Here is a 25,549-nt window from a genome sequence, read left to right as displayed (position 1 = left end):
ACGCTGGGGCGTTGCTTGCCCACCTCCCATTTGTCTCGTACCTTGCGACGTCGTCTAGCGGTCAAATTCTTCAAGCCCCCCGGATCCGCCACCGAATGCGAAGCCTCCTGTCCGGACTCTTCTGCGTCCTGCTGTGCACCTCGTGCATGCCCCTGATGTCGGGCGAGCAGGACCTCGATCTCAGTGGCCAGGAGGTGCGGCTCACCCTCCTGCACACCTCGGACATCCACTCACGCCTCATTCCGTACGACTTCGCGCCGCTGAAGACGGACACGGACCTGGGCATCGTCCCCGAGGCGGGCCCCTTCGGCGGGGCCACGCGCATGGGGGCCATCCTCAAGCGCGAGCGCACCCGCTCCAGCCGCCTGCTGCACCTGGACTCGGGTGACTGCTTCCAGGGCGCCCCCATCTTCAACCTCAACAACGGTCAGGCGGAGATGAGCTTCCTGTCCAGGATGGGTCTGGACGCGGCGGTGATCGGCAACCACGAGTTCGACGCCGGCCTGCTCAACTTCGTGGAGAAGACGCGCGACTTCGCCACCTTCCCGCTGATGGCGGCCAACTATTACTGGGACAGCCCCAGCGATCCCGGCAACGCGCAGGCCCTGCTCAACACCGTCCCCTACGTCATCCGCAACGTGAAGGGCCTGAAGGTGGGCATCATCGGCATGGCCAACATCTCCTCGCTCAACTCGCTGGTGGAGGGCGGCAACTCGCTGCAGGCCACCCCGCTGGAGCAGAACGAGGCGGCGCGCGCCTACGTGGAGATGCTGCGCCCGGTGGTGGATCTCGTCGTGGCGGTCAGCCACCTGGGCATGCACGAGGACCAGGATCTCATCCGCGGCTACGAGGCCTTTTACGAGTATGAGCGCGCCAGGCCGTACCTGGAGCGCGCGCACGAGCCCTGGAAGCTGATGGAGTACGCGGACCCCAGCCAGGAGGGCAACCCCAAGGCGGTGGTGCGGGTGTTCATCCCGGGCGTGTCCGGCCTGGACGCCATCCTCGGCGGCCACCTGCACGTGGTGCTCAACCCGCCGCAGCAGCTCAGCGATCCGAGCGGCCGCAAGGTGTTGCTGGTCCACTCGGGCGCCTTCGCCAAGTACGTGGGCCGGGCGGACCTGGTGGTGAAGGTGCCCAAGGCCGAGGAGCGCACCATCGACGGCGCGGAGATCGTCAGCAACGACTACCGCGTCTTCCCGCTGGACGGCCTGTGGTGCGACGACGCCATGCGCGCCTACTACAAGGACAACTTCTGGAACGCCGGCCAGTTCATCAACGCCCCGGGCGTGCGCCAGGCCATCGCCCGGTGCCGGGACATGGAGGACCGGGAGACCACGGATCTGCTGCAGCCCTTCCTGCTGGGCATGGACTTCAACATGCAGCTCACGTCCATCTTCTCCTACGCCCCGCGCGACGTGGCCCGCCGCAACACCTCCACGGGTGGTGACTCGCCGCTGGGCAACATCGCCGCGGACTCCATGCGCAAGCGCCGCGCCGTCGAGGCGGAGATGGCGCTCACCAACTCGCTGGGCATCCGCGACAACCTCTACGCGGGCGTGGTCTCCCAGGAGTCCATGTTCAACGTCTTCCCGTTCGAGAACACCATCAACCTCATGTACCTCTCGGGCGTGGAGATCCAGGAGATGCTCGACTTCGTCGCCGAGCGCTCCGCCGAACGCGGCTGCGTCAGCCAGGCGCAGATCTCCGGCGCGCGCTTCACCATGGACTGCGCCCAGGTGCAGCTCAATGACCTGCGCATCCCCTGCAGGCCCGAGAACAACACCCAGGACTGCCCGCAGGAGGGCCGTGAGGGCCACGCTCCCTGGCAGTGCCTCCAGGACCAGGACGGCTCGCGCTGCTATGCGCGCCCCGCCACGGACGTGGTCATCAACGGCAAGCCCCTCAACCCCAACGGCATGTACCGCGTGGCCGTCAACGACTACATCGCCAAGGGCGGCTCGGGCTTCAGCGTCCTCAAGCGCAACACCACCCGCCAGGAGACGGGCATCTCCCTGCGCGACTCGCTCATCGGCTACATGCAGGGCTTCTGCACCTGCGACGACATCCTCGACCCCGACAAGCCACTGCCGAAGACATCCAAGACCGGCGAGTACTGCGGCACGCTGGTGAACGGCGAGTGGAAGATCGACGACCAGCTCATCAACTTCTGCACCCAGACCAAGGCGTACAAGACGTCGCTGACCGAGGCGCTGAAGAACCAGAAGGTGGGCACCTGCAGCTGCGAAGAGGTGCTCCCGCCCCGGGCCGATGCCGCCCAGCGCTGTGGCGTGGAAGGCCTCACGCCGGAGATCATCCGCTCCACCTGCCTGGGCAGCGTGCCCCAGGGCCCGTACACCGGACGCTGCTACTGCCGTGACGCCCTGGGCGGTGCCCAGGAGTGCGGCACGGTCACCAGGCAACTGGAAACCTTCTGCAAGAACCCGACCGAGATGCCCATCGCCAACGCCGTCGAGGACAACCGTATCGGCCGGAGGGTGAAGTGATGAAGAAGCAGTGGCTCGTCCTGGCCGCGACCGCGGCCTCCCTGTCCGGTTGCTATGAGGTGCCGTCCACCGGAACCCAGGCACTGGGCTCGTTCCGCGTGGTGGTGCAGAGCATCTCCGCGGTGGGCTCCGGCGGTGGGCTCCAGGATCTCGACGTCGTGCCGTCCTGCCTCAAGGCCCACAACGTCATCAGGACGGCGGACGTGCCGGCCAAGGTGCGTGGCACCCAGGACTGCCGCTTCGTCATCCCCAATGGCCAGGTGGAGCTGCTGCTGGACATCACCGCCCTGGACAAGACGGGCAAGGCGCTCGACTTCACCGGGCCGGTGACCTTCAAGGTGGTGCCGGGCGATCTCGCCGAGGACTACTCCTACGCCTGGACGACGATCAACCGCGGCCGCGGCACCGGCAAGGTGCGCGCCCAGAACGTCTACGGCGAGGTGCGCGTCTGGGCCATGGATGAGCCCATGGAGCTGCGCTACACGGATGGCGGCATCCGCTTCTACACCGATGGTGGCATGGAGGACCCCAAGCAGTTCCCCCAGGAGCCTGACTCGGGCCGCTCCTACGCCGCCGGCTCCTCGGAGACCGTGTACTTCCAGGAGCCCACGCTCCAGGCCATCCAGTCGCCCCAGGGCTACGACAACCGCTCCTCGCCCTTCGTGGGGCAGTTCGTCACCGTCGGCCGCGCCCCCGAGTCCGGCGCCGTGCAGTACCAGAACTGCCCGGACCGTGACCTCGACGGCGATGGCCTGCCGGATCCGGAGGCACCCAAGCCCGTCACGCTGCTGGTGACGGGGACGGATCCCTCGGGCTTCTTCGTCACCGACATCACCTCCTGCCCCGTGCGAGAGGACGTCACCTCCGCCGCCCAGGTGCGCGTCCCCGAGCCGAGCGGCTTCCTGCCCGGCTCCTTCAACTCCATCTTCGTCTACAACTACAGCTTCCCCGAGGGTCTGGATCCGGGAGATCTGCTGTGGACGCTGTCCGGCTCGCTCCAGGAGTTCACCTCCACCACGCAGCTCACCTTCCCCTCCTGGACGGTGCGTGAGCGCGTGCGCGAGCTGCCGCCGGAGCAGTGGACCAAGTACCTGGTGCTCGCCCCGCCGGTGGAGCTCAGCCTGCGCCACTGCGGCCTGGACAACACGCTGGCGCCCTTCGTCACGGACACCACGTGCGGCCAGAACCGGCGCAACATGAAGCTGGAGAGCATGGAGTCGGGCCTGGTGAAGCTGCGCCGCGTGCGCTTCCCCCAGGTCTTCAAGAACTGCGACTTCAACGGAGATGGGCAGGTGCCCATGTTCTGCGAGACGACGGTGGACAGCGTGTGGACGTGGGCCGGCTGCGCCTTCCCGCCTCCCGCGGTGGATCCCGACGCCGAGGAGCGCCAGTGCAGCATCGACTGCACCACCAGCGGCGGCGCGTACCAGAACCTCCGCTGCTCCGAGAAGTCCCAGTTCTCGAGCTTCGGCCAGTTCGTGGTGGAGCTCGCCGGTCCCGGTCCCCGCGACGCCGGCCTGGATGACACGCTGGCCAACCGCCAGCAGAACGTGACCGTGTCCGACACCTCGTCGAAGCGGCTCTCCTCGGGCTACGAGCCCGGAGTCGGGGTGAGCATCTGGTGCGACGTGGACACCCACGTGAAGCTCGGCGACGGCACCGTCACCGCCACCACGGCGGACGAGCTGCTTCCGGCCAGGACGCGCAAGGACGTCGTCATGGAGAACGGGAAGAGCCTGGTGGCCTTCCTGGCCTCGCAGCCGGTGGGCACCTCGCAGCCGCGCTGCTCCGTGGCGCGCAACACCCATACGCGCGTGCTCCTCACGACGAAGGATGCCGTCCCGGACCTGAACGTGGACTGCAGCGAGGGCACCGGAGCCACGGAGGCGGAAAGGCAGTGCCGCAACCTGCACGGGGCCTCCTTCGACATCGTGGGCCACCTGCGCCAGGTGCAGGCCGCCCGGCCGCGCTGGATGGTGCTACCGCGTGACCAGGACGATTTCTGCTGCTATCCCGGCCCCGGCCTGGAGTGCCCGAAGCCCATCAAGCCTTGTCAGTGAAGCCGTTGTCCTTGTCTTGAAAGTAGTGAGCGCCCCGCTCCCCGGGGTGCTGGGAAGGAGCGGCGCCCCCACGCCGCGCCTGGAGGGAATTTGAGAACGCTGCGCACGCTGGCCCTGACCGGGCTGATGACCCTCTCCGCGCCCGCCTGGGCCGGAGACTTCGTCGATACCCGCTTGTCGTTCGCCTTCGCGGACGACAACGTCTTCGCCGACGCGGGCGAGACGACGCCCAACAGCCCCTCGGCCCGGTTTGGCGGCGGTCTGCAGAACACCCAGTTCTACGACAACTTCAACACCCGGTTCTCCGGCTTCGAGACGCTGTCCAACATCGTCCTCTACAAGCGGATGCCGGCCTTCTTCGAGGGCCTCACCACCGAGGCGGCCCTCACGGTGTTGATGTTGGAGCGGCCCTCGGGTGGTATCGATCTGCGGGACAACTCCAGCTACATCCGCCTGCACTACCGGCCCTCGGGCTGGGGCGAGAACGAGGGTCTGTCGCTCACCGGCTTCCCGGTGTCCGCGGATCGCTTCCGGCTGGGCTACGCCTACCGCATCTCCTGGGGTGGCAGCGGCGTCTTCACCACCCGCGCCGCCGCGGCGGGCGTGCCGGGCGTCCGGCTCCAGCTCACGCGCGACCGGTGGTACGCGTACGCGGGCGCCAAGACGGCGCTGGTGCTCAATGATCTCATCAAGGAGCAGGAGACGCTCTACGGCGTCATGGCCGGCGCCGGATGGGACGTGTTGGACACGCTGCGCCTGGAGGCCGGCGCCGGCTACTTCCAGAAGGGCATCGTCCCGGGCCTGGCCGCGCTGGGTGTCGAGGCACCGGTGAACTCGGCGGGCGTGTCCGCGCAGGCCGTCTACCACGTGGGCGCGCCGGTGGGCACGAGCATCGACTTCCGGCTCTACAAGAACGATCCGGAGGTGTACCAGCGCTTCTTCTCGCCGGAGCAGTACCCGGGCGGCCTGGCCTACACGGTGTCGCTCGAGGGCAGCTACCTGTCGCAGTCGCTGTCGGATCCGGACGTGTTCGGCCGCACGGTGCCGCAGGAGGCCAAGGCGGTGGCGCTGCAGGCGCGCGCCAAGTGGAACTACTGGCGCTTCCACGCGCTGGGCCTGTACCGCGACCTGTCCTTCATCCAGTTCGAGGTGCCCGGCCTGCCGCCCTTCAACGACTTCCCGGACGGCACCGAGGTGAAGCCGGAGATGTTCTTCGCGGTGGGCGCGGACTACCACATCCCCGCGTGGCACTTCACCCCGGGCTTCATCTTCGGCGTGCAGCAGCCGGCGTCGTTCCGCAGCCCGGATCCGCTCTTCGGTGGCAACAACCCGCCCCCGGGCCTCACGGGCACGCGCACCGTGGTGGTGCGTGACGTCAACGTGCTGAGCATCCTCCCCACCAACTGCGGCGATGACAACGCCATCTGCCGCGCCGATCCCATCATCTCCGCCAAGGCCACCTTCCGGTGGGATCTCTCCGAGAGCGTCTCGGCGGTGGGTGAGGTCTATTACACCTACGACCGCAACCGGACGACGTTCCGGGACGACGTCTTCGGCGTCGCGCAGCCCAGCTTCGAGGATCCCCACGCGCTGGGCTTCAACACGCTGTTGCAGGCGCGCTTCTAGGCGCGCGGCAGCCTCAGCGTCAGGGCCACCCCGGAGGCGGGCTCTCCTCCGGGGGGCGGGCTCTCGACGCGCCAGGCACCGCGGTGCAGCTCCAGGATGGTGCGCATGATGACGGAGCCCAGTCCGAGCGAGACGCGCAGGACCGGGCCCTCCTCCACCACCGTCCGGCGTGAGCGCACCTCGCCGAACCGGGCCAGCTGCCCGGGCGGCATCCCCGGTCCATCATCCACGATGCGTACGGACAGTTCCTCCGCGCTGGCCGACACCTCGACACTCACGCGGCCACGCGCGAACCTCGCGGCGTTGTCCAGGGCGTTGCGGAGCAGCCTCCGGATGAGGCGCGGATCCCCGCTCATGGCGAGGCTCTCCCCCTCCCCCGGCAGCGAGAGGACCCAGGACAGGGCCCGCGGAGAGGTGGCCTCCTGGGCCCGGACGGCCTGAAGCTCGGCGCTCAGCAGCTCCCGGAGGTCGATGCGCTCGGTGGTCCGCTTGTAGCGGGGCTCGCCCATGCGGGCGATGAAGAAGAGCTCCTCCAACAGGCTCGAGAAATACGCGAGCTCCGACTGGAGCACGCCCAGCAGCTCGCGGCGGTGCGCCTCCGACAGCTCGCCGGAGCACTGCACCAGCGTGTCCGCCGACGCCCGGAGGCTCATGAGGGGCGTACGGAGATCATGGCTCAGCTCCTGGAGCAGGGCGCCGCGCGTGCGCTCCGTCTCCTCGATGCGCGCGACGAGCCGCTCGATCTCCGTCGCCATCCGGTTGAAGTCGAGCATCAGGCTGCCGACCTCGTCGAAATGCTTCACCCGGAAGCGGGCCTTCAGGTCCCCCTGCTCCATGCGCGCGAGCACCTCCCGCGCCTCCCTCGATTTGCGCCGGAGGTACACGAAGGTGAAGAGCAGGGAGAGGAAGCCGGAGGTGACGGCGGCCAGCACCGGAACCGTCACGCGCAGCGTCCGCGTCCGCCACGACGAGCCCCGCGGCTCGAACCGGGCGACGAGGTAGCGGGGCTCCAGCGTATCGAGCCGCGTGATGACCTCCTCGGCCACGAGGCCGAAGGGACGGAAGGAGACCCGCACCTGGTGGATGCGCTCGGGCCGGGGCAGCCGCTCCCAACGCCAGGGGAGCGGGTGGGACGTGTTGCTCTCGAGCACCGCGCCGTCCGGGGTCACGACCCATAAGTCCGCCCGGAGCCCCGCCTCGTCCAGACCCGGGCTGTCGTCACGGGAGAGGGAACGCGCGGGAGTGCCACTCTCGAGCATCCGCGCGATGAGGAAGATGGCGGTCCTGCCGGCCCCGGCGCTCGCGGTCTCACCGAGCGTCCGGAGCACCACGACGGTCAACACCGCCAGGGCCAGCGCACAGAAGGCGCCGAGCAGGACCAGCCGCACCAGGGTCCACCGCGTCACTTGCGCTCCAGGCGGTAACCCACCCCGTAGACGGACGCGATGTGCACCTCGGCCAGGCCCGCCTCGCGCAGCTTCCGCCGCAGGTGGCTCACATGCGAGTCGATGGTGCGGTCGAACACCTCTCCCGTGTCGCCCAACCCATCGAGGATGTCCTGGCGGCGGACGACGTCACCCGGGCGGCGCAGGAGCATGGCGAGGATGTCGAACTCCCGCCGGGCCAGGTGCACGGGCGTCTCCTCCACCCAGACCTGGCGCTGCTGGGGGCTCAGCCGCAGGGGACCGAGCGTCAACACGTCCTCGCTCCGGACCCGCCGCTCCGCCAGGCGGGTCATCCGCGCGACGAGCTCGTTCAACCCACAGGGCTTGCGCAGGTAGTCATCCGCGCCGGCCTCGAGACCGTCCACGGCGGACTGCTCGTCGAGCCGCGCGGTCAGCATGAGGATGGGCACCTCCGCATCCCGCTCGCGGATCTTCCGGCACACGTCGTACCCGGTCCCATCCGGGAGGGCCACGTCGAGCAGCACCAGCTCGAAACGCCGCCGCGCGAAGGCGCTCAGTCCCTCCCGCGCCGTCTCGCACGGAGTCACCTCGAAGCCGCGGTACGCCAGGCCGAGCTGGAGCGTCCTGGCGATGACCGGATCGTCCTCGACCATCAGCACCCGTTTCATAGGGGCCGCGATGTTAGTCCGCGCCCCGCCGGGAGGGGCGTCCTCCCCTTCTCCATCTTTTCTCAAGGATCTGTCCCTACTGTGGCCGCGCTGGGAGACGTCATTCCCGAGGAGACTCGTATGCGACCCATCGCTCCACCCCCTCGCCCCCCTCCACTCCGCGCCGCACCACCGCCTGGATCGCCAGCGTGCTGGGCGCCCTCGCGCTCTCCGCCTGCACGGAGGAGAAACCCCGGGAGTCCTCGCCCGCCCTCCCGGACGTGTGCGCCGAGGCCAGTGCCCAGCGCGAGGTGACCTGGTACCGCGACGTGAAGCCGGTGCTCGACGCGAAGTGTGCCGGGTGCCACCAGGAGGGAGGCATCGCGCCCTTCGCGCTGACGACGACCGAGCAGGTCCTCGCCATGAAGGGTGCCATCCTCCACTCGGTCTGCGAGCGCAGCATGCCGCCCTGGCTGGCCCACCGGGATTGCAACCAGTACCAACATGACCGCTCGCTCTCGGACGAGCAGATCGCCCTCATCCGAGACTGGGTGCGTGCCGGCGCTCCCCTGGGAGATGCGAGCGATGCGCCCGCGGAGACGCCGTCGAACAGCGAGCAGCTCTCACGGGTGGACCTCGAGCTGGCCATGAGCGAGCCCTACACGCCCCAGGAGCAGCCCGACGAGTACCGCTGCTTCATGCTCGACTGGCCCGAGACCGAGGAGAAGTTCATCACCGGAATCGGCGTGCGCCCGGGCCGGACGGAGATCGTGCACCACGTGCTGATCGCCGCCGTCGCGCCGGAGAACCTGGGTGCCTACCTCCAGGCGGACGAGGCCGACCCGGGTCCTGGCTTCTCGTGTCCCGGTGGCCTCAATCCCCCGGGTGTCCCGCAGGGTCAGGGCAGCAATGGCAGCCTGATCGGCGGCTGGGCCCCCGGTGGCGAGGGAAGGGATCTGCCCGGCGGCACGGGCGTCCGCATCCAACCGGGCTCCAAGCTGGTGATGCAACTGCACTACAACACCTCGTCCGCGCCGCCCGCCCCGGACGTCTCCAAGCTGCTGCTGAAGCTGGATGACTCGGTCGAGCACGAGGCCTTCCTGTTCCCCTTCACCAATCCGCAGTGGATCCGGGACAGGAAGATGTCCATCCCCCAGGGCGAGAGCGACGCCTTCCACATCTTCGGCTACGACGCGCTCGAGTTCGCCTCGCGCGCGAGCAAGCAGAAGATCCGCGCCAATGCGCCCATCAGCGTCTACGGCGCGCAGCTGCACATGCACCAGCGCGGGACGAGGACGGCGCTCACCGTCGAGAAGGGGGACAAGGAGAAGGCCTGCCTGCTGGAGATCCCCGAGTGGAACTTCCACTGGCAGGGCATGCACGTCCTCCAGCAGGCGGTGCGCATCTCGCCCGGAGATTCGCTGCGCATCGAGTGCCACTGGAACAACGCGGGCTTCATCCCCCACCATGGCGCCCCGCTCCCGGCCGTGGCCGACCTGAACTGGGGCGAGGGCACCAACGACGAGATGTGCGTGGCCTTCCTGTACGTCACCCAGGAGTGAGCCGGATGGGGTGGCGAGCAGCCAGGCCCTGGGCAGGGTGCCGTCACACGCGGGTGCCCGCCCCTCCATTCTTGTGACACGGGGGGCGGAGACACCATGGGACGAGACGACACGCTGTTGATGAACCTCCCTCCTTCGGTGGTCGAGCTCCCGCGGCGCCCTCCGGAGCCGATCCCCGTCACGGGCCGCCTCCAGGCAGGCGCCTCCCGGGTCGACCTCACGCCCGGCTTCCTGGCGTCGCTCGCGGGCTGGGGCCCCACCCTGCTGGGAGCACGGCGCGCACGTGCCGCGTGGGGTCGGCTCTTCGCGCGGGTGCTCGTGCTGGACGACGGCCAGGGCGAGCGCGTGGCCCTCATCGCGGTGGACCTCCACGCCGGCACGCGCTACCTCACCGAGCGGCTGGCGGAGCACACTGCGGCCCTGGGCCTGCACGTGGGCCGCCTGTTCCTCGCGGGCACGCACAACCACAGCGGGCCGGGGAACATCTACGCCAACACGTACTACGACACGTTCGCGGCCACCGAGTCGCTCCTGAAGGAGCGGGGGCTGGACCAGGTCATGGTGGACTACCTCGTGGAACGGCTCGGGCTGGCCGTGCGCGAGGCGTGCGCGCGCCTCCGTCCCGCGCGGGTCGGTCACGGCGTGGCCCGGCTCTGGGGGTACTCGCGCAACCGGAGCCTCGCGGCCCTGCGCGAGAACTTCCCCGGTGTGGATGACGCGGCCCTCCGTCAGCGGGTCGACGCGTTGGACGCGCCCTCGGGCCTGCCGGTGGAGCAGGCCTGTGTGGATCCGCGCATCCAGGTCCTCTGGGCCGAGGAGGCCGAGGCGCCCCATCGGCCCATCGGTGCCTTCGGTACCTTCGGCGCTCATGCCTCGCTGCTCGCCAAGGAGCATTCCCTCTGCTCGCCGGATATCTTCGGGGTGGCCGCGCGCCACGCGGAGCGCCTGCTGCGCGGCGCCTCGGCGGAGCCCGGACCCGTGGTGGGGCTCGCCGCGGGCGCCATCGGTGACTCGGACGCGGCACGGCCTGGCGTGGGGCTCGAGGCGTTGAAGAAGGCGCGCCAGGACCGGACGCGGAATCTGTCGCTGTTGGAGGAGGTGGGCCGGGCGGTGGGCCATCAGCTCGCCAGGGCCTGCGAGGACGCGCGCGCGCACGTGAGCCCCTCGCTGAGCATCACCGCCCTCTTCGACGAGCCCACCATTCGCGACGCGACCTTGAAGGACGGCCGGCGCCTGGCGCTGTCGGCACTGATCGGCGCGCCCACGCTCCGGGGCTCGGAGATGGGCGGCGGCGTGCCCTTCTTCAAGGAGGGAGAGCGGCTGGAGGAGTTGCCGGACACGGATCCCCAGTGGCCCAAGGCGCCTCCGCGCGCCCTGGAGCGGCTGATCCGCGAGTCCCTCAAGTACCAGCCGCACACCCTGCCCCTGCGGCTGCTGAAGGTGGGCGAGGTGTGGTTGATGGGCTGCCCCGGAGAGCCCACCACCTGGCTGACACATGAGTTGGCCCAGGTGATGCGCGCGAGGGGCGCACGGGAGGTCATGGTCGCGGCCGTATGCGGAGACTACGCCGGCTACCTCACCACCGAGCGGGAGTACCAGGCGCAGCACTACGAGGGCTCGAGCACGCTCTGGGGACGGAACACGGAGCACTGGCTCGTCGAGCACTTCGATGCGCTCGCGATGAGCGCCGCGACGGCCGTTCCATCGGGGACGGCGCGCTTCACGATGAACCCCGGCGTGCACCGGGCCCTCTCCGAGCCCCGGCCGCCCACCGCCGAGCCGACTCCGTTCTGGCCCCGGTCACCCGAGTTCGCGGAACCGAGGGTCGTCAATGGACGGCTGGTGATCGCGGGCCGGTGGTTCGCCTGGGCGCCACAGGAGCGGAGCGAGCTGGGCTGGGGCGCGTGGATCCGGCTCGAGGACGCGGACACAGGCGAGGTGCTGCGGAGCGCGAACCGGCCCCTTGATGATCAGAACCACACGTTCCTGCTGGAGTTCACCGAGACGTCCGGTGTCCTGGAGTGGCGGTGGCTGGTCGTGCTCGACGACTGGCGGCATTTGAAGGACCGGAGGATCCGCTTCCGCACCCAGGGGCCTCGGGGAGTGAGTGTCCGGCCTCCGCCGGGAGCACGGTGGCCCGAGCAGCGGCTCGTGTTGAGCGTGGCGGCATGAGCGCGCGGTGGCTTCCTCGTGGGCACATGGACTGATCCGCGGACATCTCCCCTCGCCCTCCGGGAGAGGGACGGGGTGAGGGTATCGGGAGAAACCGGGTTGAACCCCCTGTCCACACTGGAGGCCACGGGTTGAAAGAACGGGCTCGGATACCCTCACCCCGACCCTCTCCCGAGGGGAGAGGGGATATTGGCTCAGTGTCCCCGGAGCTTCCTCATGATCGTCGGGAAGGCGATCAGCAGCCCGATGAGCAGATAGCCAATCGTAGTTACCCAGTAGGCCGTGGGGTTCTCATCCCGGCGGATGGTGCCGCGGTGATACGCCGTGCCAGTCACCAGCGAGATGGCGAAGAAGCTCAGGAAGAGCACACTGAAGCAATCCATGCTCCCCAGTGTGCCAGCCCGGGGACTGGGGATGCCATGTCCGTGAGCGACTGACACGGCCTCGTGTTACAGACGCCGCGTATGGATAGCGATCAGGTGTTGTCGTCCTTCGTGAAGGTGCTCGTGTCCGACCCCGAGCGCTCGGCGACGTTCTACGAGGCGCTCGGCTTCAAGCGGACCCAGGCCGCTCCACCCTTCATCCATCTACAGTGGGAGAAGCGGGCGGAGGTGTACCTGGTCTCCCTGCCTCCCGCGGTGAAGCTGGTGGGCCAGCGAGGGCTCGGCGTACTGCTGGGCTTCCGCATCGGCGCCGTGGACCTGGAGGAGGTGGCCTTACGCGCTCGGGCCCAGGGCGCGCACGTCGAGGGGCCCACCGTCCAGCCGTGGTTCACGCGGGAGATCATCGTCACGGATCCCGACGGCTACCGGCTCAACTTCATCGAGCCCGCTTGAGCCGTGGGCGCACTCCGCTCCCCGGCCATCCACCGGGGAGCGAGTGCCCTCCACGTCGCGGGCCCGCGGCTACACGCCCGCGAACTGCACGCCCTCGAAGACGAGGGTGGGCGTGCGCATCGCGCTGTTGACGTAGGGATCGTTCCCCACCGCCACGAGCCGCTTCCACAGATCCATCTGGTTGCCCGAGATGTTCATCTCGCCGATGGGCTCCGCGATCTTCCCGCCGCGCACGCGGAAGCCCTGCACGCCGAGCGAGAAGTCACCGGTGACGCCGTTGGAGTTGCCTCCGAGGAACCCCGTCACGAGGACGCCCTCCTTCAGGTCCGCCAGCATCTCCGCCTGCCCCTTGCTCCCGAGCTTCCAGGAGAGGTTCGAGGCGCTGCCCGACGTCGGACGCGCCTTGAGCTTGCGGCCGTAGTAGGTGTCGATGAAGTACGTGCGGAGCACGCCCCCCTCGAACAGCGGCATGGACCGGGCGGTGATGCCCTCGCCGTCGAACAGGCGCGAGCCGAGGCCCCGCTTCACGTGCGGCTCATCGGTGAGCACGAGCAACCCGCTGCCCACCTGCTGGCCGAGCTTCCCATCCAGGAAGGAGCGCTTCTGCTGGACGGCGCCGCCCGACATGGGCCCGAGCAGCATCGACACGAGCCGGCCCGCGGACCGGTTGTCCACGGCCATGGTCAGCACCGCCGACGCGCCCTTCGTCGAGCCGATGCGCCCCAGGGCCCGCTCTCCGGCACGGCGGCCCAGGGAGGCCGCGTCGGGCAGGTCCTCGAAGAAGCGCGCCACGGCGTAGTCGCCCTCCTCCGGCCGGCGCCCGTCCGGATCCTGCGCGCTCACCTCCGCCGAGGCGACGAACTGCGTCCCACGCAGCCCGCCCTCGAAGCCGTTGGAGCTCACCCGGTACATCTCCCGGAGCGTGTCCCCGAAGGCGGTGGTGACGGACAGGATGGCGCCCTTCTTGTCCGTCGCGCGCGCGCCCGCCTCGAGATCCTTGACGAAGCGCTGACGGTCCTCGGCGGTGAGCGTCGCCTGGCGCGGATCCTCGATGGACAGGTCCACCGCGGTCCGGTTCGCGTAGAACTCGGGCTCCGGCAGCCGGCGGTGCTCGTCACGCGCCAGCACCCGCGTCATCGCGATGGAGTCCGTGATGAAGCGCTCCAGCGCCTCCGGACGCAGATCGCTCGTGGCCACCGCGGAGTAACGCCCATCGACGTAGAGCTGCAGCGAGAGGCCGCGCGTGGTGGCCTCGGAGACCTTGTCCAGCCGGCCATCGCGCCACTGCGTCTCCACATCGCGCGTGCGGTTGGCCGTGGCCGCCGCCTCGGAAGCGCCCTTCTGACGCGCCAGGTCCACCGCCTGCCGCGCGACATCCGCCAGATTCGTGGTGTTCGTCGTGCTCATTCCCGCCTCCCTCAAGCGTTGCGTCCGCCCACGGTGATCGACGCGACCCGGACCGTGGGAATGCCCTGGGACACCGGCACGCCCTGGCCGTCCTTGCCGCACGTCCAGCCGCCCTCGTCGATGACGAGGTCATCGGCCACCATGTCCACCTTCTCGAGCACCTTCGGCCCGTTGCCGATGATGTTCACGTCCTTGATGGGCCGCGTCAGCTTGCCGTCCTCGATGAGGTAGCCGTTCTTCACGTAGAACGTGAAGTCGCCCGCGCCGATGTTCACCTGCCCGTTGCTGAAGTTGGAGCAGTAGATGCCCCGCTTCACGGACGCGATGATCTCCTCCTGCTTGTGCGGGCCCGGGAGCATGTACGTGGAGCGCATGCGCGGCAGCGGCGCGTACCGGTAGCTCTCGCGGCGGCCGTTGCCCGTGGGCTTCACCTTGTAGTGCTTCGCGGAGATGGAGTCGTGCAGGTACGTGGTGAGGATGCCGTTCTCCACGAGCATCGTCTTGCCGGGCTCGTTGCCCTCGTCATCCACGTTGATGGCGCCGCGCGCGTACTCGTTGGTGCCGTCGTCGACGATGTTCACGAAGGGGTGGGCGATCGACTTGTTGAGCTTGTCCGCGTAGATGGACGTGCCCTTGCGGTTGAAGTCCGCCTCCATGCCGTGACCGATGGCCTCGTGCAGGAGGATGCCGGACGAGCCCGCCGCGAGCACCACCGGCATCTCGCCAGCGGGGGGCTGCACGGCCTCGAAGAGGATGGTGGTGCGGCCCACCGCCTCGCGCACGATGCGGTCCAGCCGGTCCGTCGAGTAGAAGTCCAGCCCCGCGCGGCCCGCGACGCCGTAGGTGTTCTGCTCGCGCTTGCCGTTCTGCTCGGCCACGCACGACAGGTAGAGGCTCGTCATCGGCTGCACGTCCTCGACGAGCCGGCCGTTGCTGTCGGCCACGAGCACGGCGCCGTGCTCATCCGAGAACGAGAGCGTCACCTTGGAGACGCGCTTGTCCGCCTTGAAGGCCGCCGAGTTCAGGCCCTCGAGGATGGGCAGCTTCTGCTCGGGGCGGACGGCGTCCCAGCCCATCTTGAGCACGTAGCGCTGCGGAATGTCCTTGTAGACGTGGAGGCGCTGGGGGCCGGGACGCGCGGGACCATCGGCGATGGCCGCGGCCGTGCGGGCGGCGCTGCGCATCGCATCCAGCGTGAGCTCCTCGGTGTACGCATAGCCCGTCTGGTCACCCTTGACGACGCGCACGCCCACGCCGAGCTCCACCGTGGTGAACGCCTTGTTCACCGCGCCGTCCTCGAGCGCCATGGAGGTAGCCACACGGTGCTGGAAGAAGAGGTCGCTGTAGTCCCCGCCCCGCGACAGGGCGGCGGCCAGCGTCTCGCGGATGAGGGTCTCGTCCACGCCAAAGCGGGCGAAGTAGCCAATGGAGTTGGACGGTCCATCCGAGCCGCCGCCGGGCCCGCCCGCCCGCTGCGTCGTCGCACAGCCAGACAACAGCTCGCCCGCTCCCGCCATCGCCAACGCCGTCGTGCCGTAGCCAACGAAGTCACGTCGAGTCATTCCGGTCTTTCCTCCCGCCATGGCTCTCCCTTTTCAGTGAAGGTCACCGCGCATCCAGAGCGTAACCCCACGGGCAGGCGAGTATTCCGAAAATCCCCACCCCTCGCCCATCCGTGGGCTACACGACAGGGAACGGGCCGGGCACCCGGGTGTCGCACCGGCCGCCTCCAGGGCCGCCGGCTCAAGCCACGGACGTCATGCGCACCACCTCGTCGAAGGAGGTGAGGCCCATGGCCAGCTTGCGCACCGCCGCCTCGCGCAGGGTCCGCGTGCCGCCCCGGCGCGCCGCGTCCAGCATCTGCTGATGATTACCGCCCCGGGAGATCTGCTCGCGCAGGTCATTGTTCAGGTTGACAATCTCGAAGGCGCCCGTCCGGCCCCAGTAGCCGGTGCCGCGGCAGCGCGGACACCCGGCGCCCTTCACGATGTTCACCCCACCCGGCAGCAGGGGGATGGGCGCGCCCAGCAGGGTGAGCTCGTCCGGCGTGAGCGCCGTGGGCTGCGCGCAGTGGGGGCACACGCGCCGCAACAGACGCTGGGCCATCATGCCGATGAGGCTCTGCGCCAGCAGGAAGGGCGGCACGCCCAGGTCCTTCAAGCGCGCCACCGCGCCGATGGCGTCGTTGGTGTGCAGCGTGGAGAGCACCAGGTGGCCCGTGAGCGCGGCCTGCACGGCGTTCTCCGCCGTCTCCGCGTCACGGATTTCTCCCACCATGATGACGTCCGGGTCCTGACGCAGGATGCTGCGCAGCGCGTTGGCGAAGTCCAGCCCCACCTTGGGCTGCACCTGCACCTGGTTGAAGCCGTCCCACACCATTTCGATGGGGTCCTCGATGGTGACGACGTTCACGTCCGGGCCGGCCACCGCCTTCAGGGCCGAGTAGAGCGTCGTCGTCTTGCCGCTGCCCGTGGGGCCGGTGACGAGGATGATGCCGTGGGGCTGGTCGATCCACGACTCGAAGACGCGCTTCTCGTCCGGATCGAAACCGAGCTGGGCGATGTCCTGCACCAGCGTCTCGGGATCGAAGACACGGATGACCACCTTCTCGCCGAAGGCGGTGGGCAGCGTGGAGACACGGAGCTCCACCTCGCGGCCATCGCGCTCGGTCTTGATGCGGCCGTCCTGGGGCTTGCGCTTCTCGGAGATGTCGATGCGCGCCAGCGTCTTCACGCGCGAGACGATGGGCGGGTGCACGCCGGCGGGCAGCGTGTACACGGGGTGCAGCACGCCGTCGATGCGCAGACGCACCAGGGAGGTGTTGCGCTTGGGCTCGATGTGGATATCCGAGGCCCGGTTGTCGAAGGCGTAGCGCAGCATGTAGTCCACGGCCTGCACCACGGGCTGATCCGCCGCGTCCAGCTCCTGGCGGCCGCTGAGCGTGACGAGCTGCTCGAAGTTGCTGACCTGCGGCGAGTTGTGGGAGTTGTTGGTGAAGTCATCCGCGGCCTTCGCCAGCGTGCGCTTGAAGCCGTAGACGTCCGCGATGGCCTTGAGGATGTCCGTCTTCGAGGAGAACACCGGCTCGATGGGCATGCCGGTGAGCACGTGGATGCTCTCGAAGAGCTCCTTGTCGAAGGGATTGGCCACGGCCACCACCAGCCGGCCATCCTGGGCCTTCTCCAGCGGCAGCAGCACGTGCTTCTGCGCGAAGGGGCGGGACACGGTGCGGGTGGCCAGGGCCATGTCCAGCTTGAGCGGATCGATCTTCTTGTAGGGCAGGCCCGAGGCCCGGGCGACGAGCTCCGTGACGCGGTCCTCGTCGAGCGAGCCGCGGCCATCGGACAGGGGCACCTGGAAGGCGGCGACGATCTCCACCGGGGAGACCTCGTAGCGGGCGGCGTCCGTGCCGACGATGCCCTTGTTCTTGAGGACCCGGGCCCGAGCGGCGGCCTCACGGGCGGCGATGTTCTGCGCCTGCTCGGCGGTGAGGACCCGCTGCGAGACGAGCGCCTCGAGCGCGAAGGCGAGGGAGAAGTCGGTCTTGCTCCGGCTCGGCGGAGCAGCGGGCGGGGTCACGGGCGCTGGCAACGGCGTCTCCTTGCGGCCAGGGGGAACGACATGGCGGGCCGGCCCATCCGGCGCTCGGGACGGAAGCCGTCCCCCTGGGGGCGACAGTCTACCCGCGAATGGCCCGGACGGTGGCCTCGACGAGTGCCTCGGGGGTGGGCCGCTCGGCGACCGAGGCCACCGGCAACCCCAGGTGCGTCAGCGCCGCCGCCGTGGTGGGGCCAATGGCCACGAGCCGGGCCGCCCCGAGCCGCTCGCGTCCCACCGCCTCCAGGAAGGCCTCCGCCGTGCGCGGCGAGGCGAACAGGGCCACGTCGGGCGGAGAGGACTCGAGCAACGCCTGGGCCTCGGGCGGCAGCGGCGCGGGCCGGGAGCGGTACGCCGTCACCCGCGTCACCCGCGCGCCATGCTCGCGCAACGCGTCCTCTATCTCGCGGCGGCCCTCCTCCGCCGCCGGCAGCAGGACCTCGTCCTCCGGATCCAACCCGGGGCGCATCACCTCGTAGAGCGCGGCGCCCGTGCCCTCGGGGGACTCGACGGCCACGTTCAGCCCATAGCCCTCCACGGTGCGCGCGGTGCGCGGCCCCACCACGGCGATGCGCACCCGGGACAGAATCTCCACCGTGCCCGCCTCGCGCAGCGCCTCCATGAGCGCCTCCACCCCCGAGGGGCTCGCGAACACCACCCACTTGTAGCGCTGGATGGACTCCGCCGCCGCCACCAGCGGACGCGGATCCTCCGGAGGCAGCAGCTCCAGCAGCGGCACATGCAGGACTTCCGCGCCCTCGTCCTCCAGGAGGAAGCACAGCTCCTCCGAGCGTTCACGGGGTCGCGTCACCAGGATACGAATGCCTTCGAGTCGCCTTTCCACGGCGGCGCACTCTAGGGCATTTGCGCCGATGTCACAGTTCCCTCTTCGAGTCCCAATCCGGAGACAGGTCATGTCTCCGGTGGGTGACCCGCGAGGTCCGTTCCCTGGGTGCCAGGAGTACCGTGCGCTCAGTTGCAGTAGTACTGGGGGGCGAGCTCGAGGACGCGCTGCTCGGCCGCGGGGGAGAGCGCGCGCAGGCGCGAGAGGAACAGCGGGGCCTTCATCCCCATGCCGATGAAGGACCAGACGTACGAGCGCTCCTGGGCCTTGAAGATCTCCTCGCGCTCGGCCTCCGAGAACGTCCGGCCCGAGGCCTTCTCCAGGGTCTGCAAGTCCAACTGGAGCTGCGCGTTCAGGGTGCCCCGGAGCGCCTGGAGGAGCTCGGCGTACTCGAGCATGGCCGCGTCCACCGCCCCGGGCTCCACGGCGACGATCTTCTGGGCCTCGAGGAAATCGAGCCGGGTGTGCTGCGCCTCCTCGAGCCAGTGGTGCTTGAGCAGGTTGCAGAAGAGTGGATCGAGCGTCTCGCGCGCATTGTCGCGGATGGTCTCCACGTAGTGCTGCTGCGTCATCAGCTCCATGTGGAGGTTGAAGATCAGCACGCCGAGGTTCGACTTCGCCATGATGGCCTTGGCCACCGCGACCTGGTTGTCGAGCAGACCGGGGACGACCTTGAACCCGCGGGCGAACGCGGCGGTGTACCGGGCGAAGAGCATCTGGTGCTTGAGCTCCTCATCGGTGAAGCGCACGAGCGCGCGCATGTGGGTCTGGTTCTTGTGGAGCTCGAGGCCGGCGCGGTGCGCGGCCAGGGCCACGGCGTACTCCTCCAGGAACAGGAACAGGTGGGCGTAGCTGTTGGAGCGGATCTGATTGAGCAGCAGCTTCTCCTCCGCGCTCAAGCAGCCGATCCCCTCCGTTCCGGTGAGCGCGTCCGAGAGGATGCGCCGGCTGAAGTCGATGACGGTGTCCCTGGGCAGCAGCTCATCGAGCTTCCAGGACACGCGCTCGGAATTCTGGATGCAGGACTGGTACTCGGAGTCTTGGTTGGTCATGGACTGAACGTCACAATCATTCAGTCTCATGTGTCAATGTAGGGACTTGGAGGGAGTGTTCTCTTGAGTGAAGCGAGAAGCGTCCAGCGCACCTATCTGCTGCTGACCGTGCTGTCGACGCTGGCGGCCTCCTTCATCTGGGGCATCAACACCCTGTTCCTCCTCGACGCGGGCCTCAGCAACACCGAGGCCTTCGCCGCCAATGCGTTCTTCACCGGCGGACAGGTGCTCTTCGAGATCCCCACCGGCGTGGTGGCGGACACCTGGGGCAGGCGCGCCTCGTATCTGCTCGGCACGGCCACGTTGCTGCTCTCGACGTTGCTCTACGTGGCCATGTGGCGGGTCCATGCGCCGATGTGGGGCTGGGCCATCGCATCGATCCTGCTCGGCCTCGGCTTCACGTTCTTCTCCGGTGCCACCGAGGCCTGGCTGGTCGATGCGCTCACCTTCTCCGGTGCCAGGCACACCCTCGAATCGGTGCTCGCCAGGGGCCAGACCCTGGCGGGTGTGGCCATGTTGACCGGCTCGGTCATGGGTGGCGTCGTCGCTCAGATGACCGACCTGGGAATGCCCTATGTCCTCCGGTCGATCCTGCTCGGAGTCACCCTGGCCGTGGCCTTCGTGTCGATGAAGGATCTCGGCTTCACGCCCGAGCGCGGAAAGAGCCCGCTGGAAACGGTGCGAGCGGTGGTGCGCGGGTCGCTCGACCAGGGCTTGCGAAATCCCCCGGCGCGATGGCTGATGCTGGCGGCGCCCTTCAGCATGGGGGTGAGCATGTTCACGTTCTATGCCCTCCAGCCCTATCTGCTTCAGCTCTACGGCGACCCACGCGCGTTCTGGATCTCCGGTCTGGCCGCGGCCATCGTCGCCGGGTGCGAGATCGTCGCGGGGTTGATTGCCCCCCACGTGCGGAAGTTGTTCAGCCGGCGCACGCACGGGCTGCTCGTCGCCACGGCCCTCGGCGTGGGGTGTCTGGCCCTCATCGGAGGGACGACGCACTTCTGGGTGGCCATCGCCGCGCTCGTCGTCTCGGCGCTGTCCCAGGCGGCCACCCGGCCCATGAGACAGGCGTACCTGAACGGCGTCATCCCCTCCGGACAACGCGCGACCGTGCTGTCCTTCGACAACCTGATGGGGTCCGCCGGAGGAGTCGTGGTGCAACCCGCGCTGGGACGCGTGGCCGATGTCGCCGGCTATGCCTCGGCCTATGTCGTCAGCGCCGCCATCCAGGCCATGTCATTGCCCTTCCTGGTGCTGGCCCGGCGAAACAACGTGCCCGCGGATCTCATCCAACTCCGCGAGCCCCCAAGAGGACGGCCCGAAGAATCTTGACGAACATCCGCGGGACATCGAACGGGTCCAGTGATCGCCACCCTATGTGTTCTGTTTGCGCCCCAGTTCTCTGTCCCAACTGGCCAGCTGTTCGTACACGGCGAACGCGTCCGCGCTGGAGAAACGCTCGAATTGGCCCGGAAGGAGCGCGGTGAGACGCTCGCGCTGAGAGGCTGGATCTCCGAGTACCTCGCGGTGTTTCAACCTGGAGGGCTGCGCCAGGATATGGGGAATCAGGCGGAGGACTGCCTCGATACACTCATCCCTGGTGGCGAGGGCCATGCGCTCAACAACCGCCTCGAGATGTCCACGCCCCGGGCGCACTCCCGGGCACCATGCCTCCAGGGTCCTGCCGTAGATTTCCTCCAGGAGTTCCTCCAGCGTATGCGCCACCCCGAGCTTCTTGTGGAGATACCGAGGAAGCTGGAGTGAATCCCAGTGACGGAGTACTGCACCAAACCGAGCCGCCATGAGTTCCGCGCTTCTCGGGGCATCCGGCTCCAGGACATGGAAGAGGGAGCCCCAAGCCGTTGCCCGGCAGAACACCTCATAGGCCTCCGCCATCTGCGGCCACTCCTGTCCCTCGACGTCCTCGCCCAAACCGCTGAGGACATCGAAGAACGAGTGGAGCCGCCAGACGGGTTGCTCCTTCGTCAGGAAATCCGAGAGCGTGTGGGTCAGCACGAGTTCGCCGGGCCGCACCTCACGCAGGTGCAATGGCGCAGGGAAGGTGCCATCTTTCTTGTATTGCCTGGCGAACCGGCGGCCCTCGCTTCTGGCCTTGCGTTGTATCTCGGAGAGAGTGCCGTGCAGGAAGGCAGGGAACTGGAGCAAGGGTGAGCGGGTTGGCATGGGGCTGCTTCCGGGAGCATGCAATGGCCGGGGCCTGGCAGAACAACAGGCGCCGTCTCGAGTGACAGGACTCCGCTGCTTCACTCAGGGACAGTGCTCGCGGGATGGTACACACCATAGACGTGAGTAATCGCCTCATGCGCGGCGTTGCCGAGGAAGAATACCCAAGGCTCCTTGGAACCGAGCTTGCGGCCGGGAGCCTTGTAGACCTGTGGAGTCTTCGAGCCCGGCTCACCACAAGGCGCAGTGGACTGAGTGGTCAGGAGGTCAGGTTGATGTCTGCTGTCGGGTGAGAGGTTTGCTACAGGCGCGGAGCAGGAGAGCAGGAAAAAGAGGCTCGACAGCTTCCATGCGCTTTTGACTCGCGGCTTGTTCTCCTGGGTGATGCTCATGATGACTCTTCCCGGGTTGAGGCGATGGCTCTGAATGTCTCACAGCCGAGGAGAGGTACCTGCCCTGCCGGAGCCAGCGCGAGTGCTGTTGCCCTCGGCCAACGTGTCCAGGATGTACTGCTCGCGAAGGGGCTGCTCGCGCCTATTGTTTCCAGCCGACCGACAAAGTGACGTGACCCGCTCCCGTCAGGACTCCGGCACGGGGGAAGCGCGGCCGAAATCCCGGAGGATCTCCGCCGCGCCGCGCGAGAGCAGCTCCTCGGCGAGCGCCTCACCCACCGCGAGCGCCGTCTCCACCGGACCGCTGCGCTCGCCCTCCACCACCTTCGTGCCGTCTGGCCGTCCCACCAGCCCACGCAGGCGGACGGTGCCACCCTCCACGGTGGCGTGTCCGGCCAGCGGCACGGTGCACCCGCCCTCCAGCCGGGCCATGTAGGCGCGCTCGGCCGTCACCGCCACGCGCGTGGTGTCGTCCTCCAGCGCCGCGAGCAGGCCGCGCACCCCGGCGTCCTCGGTCCGGCACTGGATGGCGAGCACCCCCTGCCCCACCGCCGGCAGACTGATACTGGTGGGCAGCACCTCGGTGATCTCCGTCTCCAGCCCCAGGCGCTTGAGGCCCGCGAAGGCGAGCACCGCGCCGTGCAGGCCCAGCTCGCGCATGCGTGCCAGGCGCGTCTGCACGTTGCCGCGCAGACTGATGATCTCCAGGTCCGGCCGCCGGGAGCGCAGGATGCAACTGCGCCGCAGCGAGGACGTCCCCACGCGCGCGCCCTTGGGCAGCATCTCCAGCGACAGACCCGCCGGGCTGCAGAACGCGTCGCGCGGATCCTCGCGCTTGGGCACGGCCGCCAGCAACAGGCCCGCGGGCAGCACGGACGTCATGTCCTTGAGGCTGTGCACCGCCAGGTCCGCGCGGCCATCGAGCAGCGACTGCTCGATCTCCTTCACGAACAGCCCCTTGCCGCCCACGGTGGACAGGGGCGCGGAGAGGAAACGGTCTCCCGCGGTGGTCATCTCCACCAGGGTGCACTCCAGTCCGGGGTGCACCTGGGAGAGCAACGAGGCCACGTGCCGGGCCTGCCAGAGGGCCAGCGGGCTCTGCCGCGTGGCGATGCGTACGGCCTTCATCCCTTGCCTCCGTTGGCCACGACATTGGGACCACCCGCCCCAGTGGGCGGAGCTGCTTCCTCGAGCCCGAAGAGCTCGGCGGCGGCACCGGCCAGCCGGTTGCCCTCGTGCTCCGGGCCCACCGAGCGCAGCCGGGCCGTGGGCTCGTGGAGCAGCTTGTTGACGATGGCACGCGCCATCGCCTCGACACTCTTGCGCTGCTTGTCCGTGAGGCCGTCACCGATGGCCGCGAGCGTCCGCTCCACCTCGGCGCGGGCGATGGACTCACCGCGCTGGCGCAGCTGGGCGAGCACGGGCACGCCGTTGCGCACGGCCCGGTCGCGCACGAAGCGCGCCACCTCCTGGGCCACCAGCACACCGGCCTTCTGCGCCTCCTCGGCGCGGGCGGCGGCGTTCTCCGCCACGAACTTCTGGATGTCGTCCACGTCGTACGCGTGCACCCAGTCCAGCTCCCCCACCTCGGGGGCGATGTCGCGCGGCACGGCCAGGTCCACCATGAAGAGCGTCCGGTGCTTGCGCGCCTTGCCCACCGCGCCCACGTTCTCCTTGGTGAAGATGGGCACCGGCGACGCCGTGCTGCACACCACCACGTCCGCCGCGGTCAGCAGCGTGAACAGCTCCTCGTAGGGACGCGCCGTGGCTCCCACCTCGGCCGCGAGCGCCTCGGCGCGCGCCAGCGTCCGGTTGGCCACCAGCAGCTTCGTGGCGCCCGCCTGCTTCAGGTGACGCGCGGCCAGCTCCGCCATCTCGCCCGCGCCCACCAGCAGCACCGTCTTGTCCTTCAGCCCGTCGAATACCTTGCTCGCCAGCGACACCGCCGCGCTCGCCATGGAGGTGGCGGCCCGGCCAATGGCCGTCTCCGTGCGCACCCGCTTGGCGCAGCCGAACGCCGCCGCGCACACGCGCGTCAGCTCGCCACGCACCGCGCCCACGCCCTGCCCCTTCTCGAAGGCCTCCTTCACCTGGCCGAGGATCTGCGCCTCGCCCAGCACCATGGAGTCCAGGCTCGCCGCCACCCGGAAGAGGTGCACCAGCGCGTCCTCGCCGCGGTGCTCGTAGAGGTGCTCCAGCGCATCCGGGCCACCCAGTTGTTGCAGCTCCTCGCGGGCGCTCTCGCGCACCCGGTTCATGTCCGGCGCCGCCATGTACAGCTCCACCCGGTTGCAGGTGGACACGAGGAACGCCTCGTTGGGGGACTGGGCCAGCCGCTGCAGCAATTCCACCTGCCGGGCTTCCGGGAGCGCCAGGCGCTCACGCACTCCGAGGGGCGCCGTCCGGTGCGACAAGCCGATGCACAGGAACTCCATGGCTAGTGCGCCCCCCCACCCACGTGGATGAAGTCATACGACGAGAGGAAGGACACCAGCAGCAAGCAGAACCCCGTCATGGTCAACAGCGCGACACGCCGTCCCCGCCACCCGCCAAAGGAGCGGGCACCCACGAGCGCGGCGAACACGGCCCAGGCCACCAGCGTGGCGATCTGCTTGGACGTCCACGTCCAGAAGAAGCCCGGCGCGGCGCTCGAGAAGAAGGCCCCGGTGACGAGCGTCACCGACAGGGCGATGAACCCCAGCACCGCCAGCCGGCGGTTGAGGGTGTCGAGGAACTCCAGCGAGGGCAGGCGCGAGAAGAGCAGGCCGAAGCGCTTGCCCTTCACCTGCCGCTCCATCAGCAGGTACATGACCGCCACGCCCGTGGCCACCGCCGACGCCGCCACGCCCAACAGGGCGATGGTGATGTGCACCGGCAACAGGGGCCGCTGCACGTCCGGGCTCATCACATGCCCCGGGTCCAGCAACAGGCCCGGCATCAGCACGGCCACCGCCAGCGGGGTGATGAAGGCGCCAATCACCGGCTTGCGGTAGCACACATCCACCACCAGGAAGATGGTCAGCAGCAGGAAGGCGAAGGTGGAGAAGCCCTGGGCCACCCCGACCGGCCGGCCTCCCTGGGCGCCGAAGAGCCCGACGAGGGCCACGGCGTGCAGGGCCAGCCCCGTGCCCACCAGCACACGGCCGCCGGTGGCGAGCGCGTCCATCTGCCGGACGAGGTAGACGAGGTAGACCAGCGCCGCGACGACATAGGCGTGGCAGGCGAGGGAGACCAGCGCGTGGTTCATGGCGGAGACAACC

The 25,549-nt window shown here is 69.0% G+C and carries 20 protein-coding genes; 7 read left to right on the top strand and 13 right to left on the bottom strand.

Features of this window, described 5'->3' with window-relative positions:
- The first annotated feature begins 95 nt into the window (after positions 1 to 95).
- The 3 genes from Q664_RS29325 (at position 96) to Q664_RS29315 (ending at position 6,190) form a co-directional block, all read left to right on the top strand.
- Entirely contained in the window at positions 96 to 2,504 is a 2,409-nt protein-coding gene (locus tag Q664_RS29325) for a bifunctional metallophosphatase/5'-nucleotidase (protein ID WP_043403158.1), read from the top strand.
- A complete protein-coding gene (locus Q664_RS29320) occupies positions 2,504 to 4,564 on the top strand; it encodes a hypothetical protein (RefSeq protein ID WP_043403155.1) in 2,061 nt (686 codons plus the stop codon). Before Q664_RS29325 ends, Q664_RS29320 begins: the two co-directional genes overlap by 1 nt.
- Before the next feature lie 90 nt (positions 4,565 to 4,654).
- Entirely contained in the window at positions 4,655 to 6,190 is a 1,536-nt protein-coding gene (locus Q664_RS29315) for a hypothetical protein (RefSeq protein WP_200883780.1), read from the top strand.
- On the opposite strand, the gene Q664_RS29310 is transcribed toward Q664_RS29315, so the two are convergent.
- Together Q664_RS29310 and Q664_RS29305 are read right to left on the bottom strand one after the other, a co-directional pair.
- Positions 6,187 to 7,596, bottom strand: a complete 1,410-nt coding sequence (locus Q664_RS29310) for a sensor histidine kinase (RefSeq protein WP_052518817.1) — start codon at positions 7,594 to 7,596, stop codon at positions 6,187 to 6,189. The genes Q664_RS29315 and Q664_RS29310 overlap by 4 nt on opposite strands.
- Positions 7,593 to 8,264: a response regulator transcription factor gene (locus Q664_RS29305; protein WP_043403153.1), complete on the bottom strand. Its 672-nt coding sequence runs from the start codon at positions 8,262 to 8,264 to the stop codon at positions 7,593 to 7,595. The genes Q664_RS29310 and Q664_RS29305 overlap by 4 nt, the downstream gene beginning before the upstream one ends.
- 188 nt (positions 8,265 to 8,452) lie before the next feature.
- On the opposite strand from Q664_RS29305, the gene Q664_RS29300 reads away from it, so the two are divergent.
- Both Q664_RS29300 and Q664_RS29295 read left to right on the top strand, forming a co-directional pair.
- Positions 8,453 to 9,805 (top strand): monooxygenase, encoded by a 1,353-nt coding sequence (locus Q664_RS29300; protein WP_052518816.1) that lies wholly within the window; start codon positions 8,453 to 8,455, stop codon positions 9,803 to 9,805.
- A 96-nt stretch (positions 9,806 to 9,901) separates the two neighbouring features.
- The gene (locus Q664_RS29295; protein WP_043403151.1) at positions 9,902 to 11,977 is read left to right on the top strand and encodes a neutral/alkaline non-lysosomal ceramidase N-terminal domain-containing protein; all 2,076 of its coding nucleotides are present in this window, start codon (positions 9,902 to 9,904) and stop codon (positions 11,975 to 11,977) included.
- Positions 11,978 to 12,171: 194 nt separating this feature from the next.
- Here Q664_RS29295 and Q664_RS29290 read toward each other — a convergent pair whose 3' ends face one another.
- Positions 12,172 to 12,360 carry a hypothetical protein gene (locus Q664_RS29290; protein ID WP_043403148.1) on the bottom strand — a complete coding sequence of 63 codons (189 nt, stop codon included), beginning with the start codon at positions 12,358 to 12,360 and terminating at the stop codon, positions 12,172 to 12,174.
- A gap of 81 nt (positions 12,361 to 12,441) precedes the next feature.
- On the opposite strand from Q664_RS29290, the gene Q664_RS29285 reads away from it, so the two are divergent.
- The gene (locus Q664_RS29285; RefSeq protein WP_043403144.1) at positions 12,442 to 12,813 is read left to right on the top strand and encodes a VOC family protein; all 372 of its coding nucleotides are present in this window, start codon (positions 12,442 to 12,444) and stop codon (positions 12,811 to 12,813) included.
- Between the two features lie 69 nt (positions 12,814 to 12,882).
- Here Q664_RS29285 and Q664_RS29280 read toward each other — a convergent pair whose 3' ends face one another.
- The 5 genes from Q664_RS29280 to Q664_RS29260 all read right to left on the bottom strand — a co-directional run bounded on the left by Q664_RS29280 (position 12,883) and on the right by Q664_RS29260 (position 19,713).
- Positions 12,883 to 14,220, bottom strand: a complete 1,338-nt coding sequence (locus Q664_RS29280) for a TldD/PmbA family protein (protein WP_043403141.1) — start codon at positions 14,218 to 14,220, stop codon at positions 12,883 to 12,885.
- Between the two features lie 11 nt (positions 14,221 to 14,231).
- On the bottom strand, positions 14,232 to 15,782 hold the full coding sequence (locus tag Q664_RS29275; protein ID WP_043403138.1) for a TldD/PmbA family protein: 1,551 nt from the start codon (positions 15,780 to 15,782) through the stop codon (positions 14,232 to 14,234).
- A gap of 181 nt (positions 15,783 to 15,963) precedes the next feature.
- On the bottom strand, positions 15,964 to 17,811 hold the full coding sequence (locus tag Q664_RS29270) for a GspE/PulE family protein (RefSeq protein WP_084610439.1): 1,848 nt from the start codon (positions 17,809 to 17,811) through the stop codon (positions 15,964 to 15,966).
- An 88-nt stretch (positions 17,812 to 17,899) separates the two neighbouring features.
- On the bottom strand, positions 17,900 to 18,631 hold the full coding sequence (locus Q664_RS29265) for a uroporphyrinogen-III synthase (RefSeq protein ID WP_235216932.1): 732 nt from the start codon (positions 18,629 to 18,631) through the stop codon (positions 17,900 to 17,902).
- Between the two features lie 158 nt (positions 18,632 to 18,789).
- On the bottom strand, positions 18,790 to 19,713 hold the full coding sequence (locus Q664_RS29260) for a hypothetical protein (protein WP_043403127.1): 924 nt from the start codon (positions 19,711 to 19,713) through the stop codon (positions 18,790 to 18,792).
- A 63-nt stretch (positions 19,714 to 19,776) separates the two neighbouring features.
- On the opposite strand from Q664_RS29260, the gene Q664_RS29255 reads away from it, so the two are divergent.
- Positions 19,777 to 21,045 (top strand): MFS transporter, encoded by a 1,269-nt coding sequence (locus Q664_RS29255; RefSeq protein WP_052518815.1) that lies wholly within the window; start codon positions 19,777 to 19,779, stop codon positions 21,043 to 21,045.
- Between the two features lie 42 nt (positions 21,046 to 21,087).
- Here Q664_RS29255 and Q664_RS29250 read toward each other — a convergent pair whose 3' ends face one another.
- From Q664_RS29250 to Q664_RS29235, 5 genes are all read right to left on the bottom strand, one after another.
- A complete protein-coding gene (locus Q664_RS29250; protein WP_152622402.1) occupies positions 21,088 to 21,729 on the bottom strand; it encodes a hypothetical protein in 642 nt (213 codons plus the stop codon).
- Positions 21,730 to 21,977: 248 nt separating this feature from the next.
- The gene (locus tag Q664_RS58160; RefSeq protein WP_152622401.1) at positions 21,978 to 22,289 is read right to left on the bottom strand and encodes a hypothetical protein; all 312 of its coding nucleotides are present in this window, start codon (positions 22,287 to 22,289) and stop codon (positions 21,978 to 21,980) included.
- A gap of 186 nt (positions 22,290 to 22,475) precedes the next feature.
- A complete protein-coding gene (gene hemC, locus Q664_RS29245; protein ID WP_043403122.1) occupies positions 22,476 to 23,417 on the bottom strand; it encodes a hydroxymethylbilane synthase in 942 nt (313 codons plus the stop codon).
- Positions 23,414 to 24,724, bottom strand: coding sequence for a glutamyl-tRNA reductase (gene hemA, locus Q664_RS29240; protein ID WP_043403119.1), 1,311 nt, complete (start codon positions 24,722 to 24,724; stop codon positions 23,414 to 23,416). Before hemA ends, hemC begins: the two co-directional genes overlap by 4 nt.
- Positions 24,725 to 24,726: 2 nt before the next feature.
- A complete protein-coding gene (locus Q664_RS29235; RefSeq protein ID WP_043403116.1) occupies positions 24,727 to 25,536 on the bottom strand; it encodes a cytochrome C assembly family protein in 810 nt (269 codons plus the stop codon).
- Positions 25,537 to 25,549 lie beyond the last annotated feature (13 nt).

The sequence above is a fragment of the Archangium violaceum Cb vi76 genome, assembly GCF_000733295.1.
Classification (GTDB): domain Bacteria; phylum Myxococcota; class Myxococcia; order Myxococcales; family Myxococcaceae; genus Archangium; species Archangium violaceum.
The sequence above is the reverse complement of the archived record's forward strand: the minus strand, read 5'-3'. Positions and strand labels throughout refer to the sequence as shown.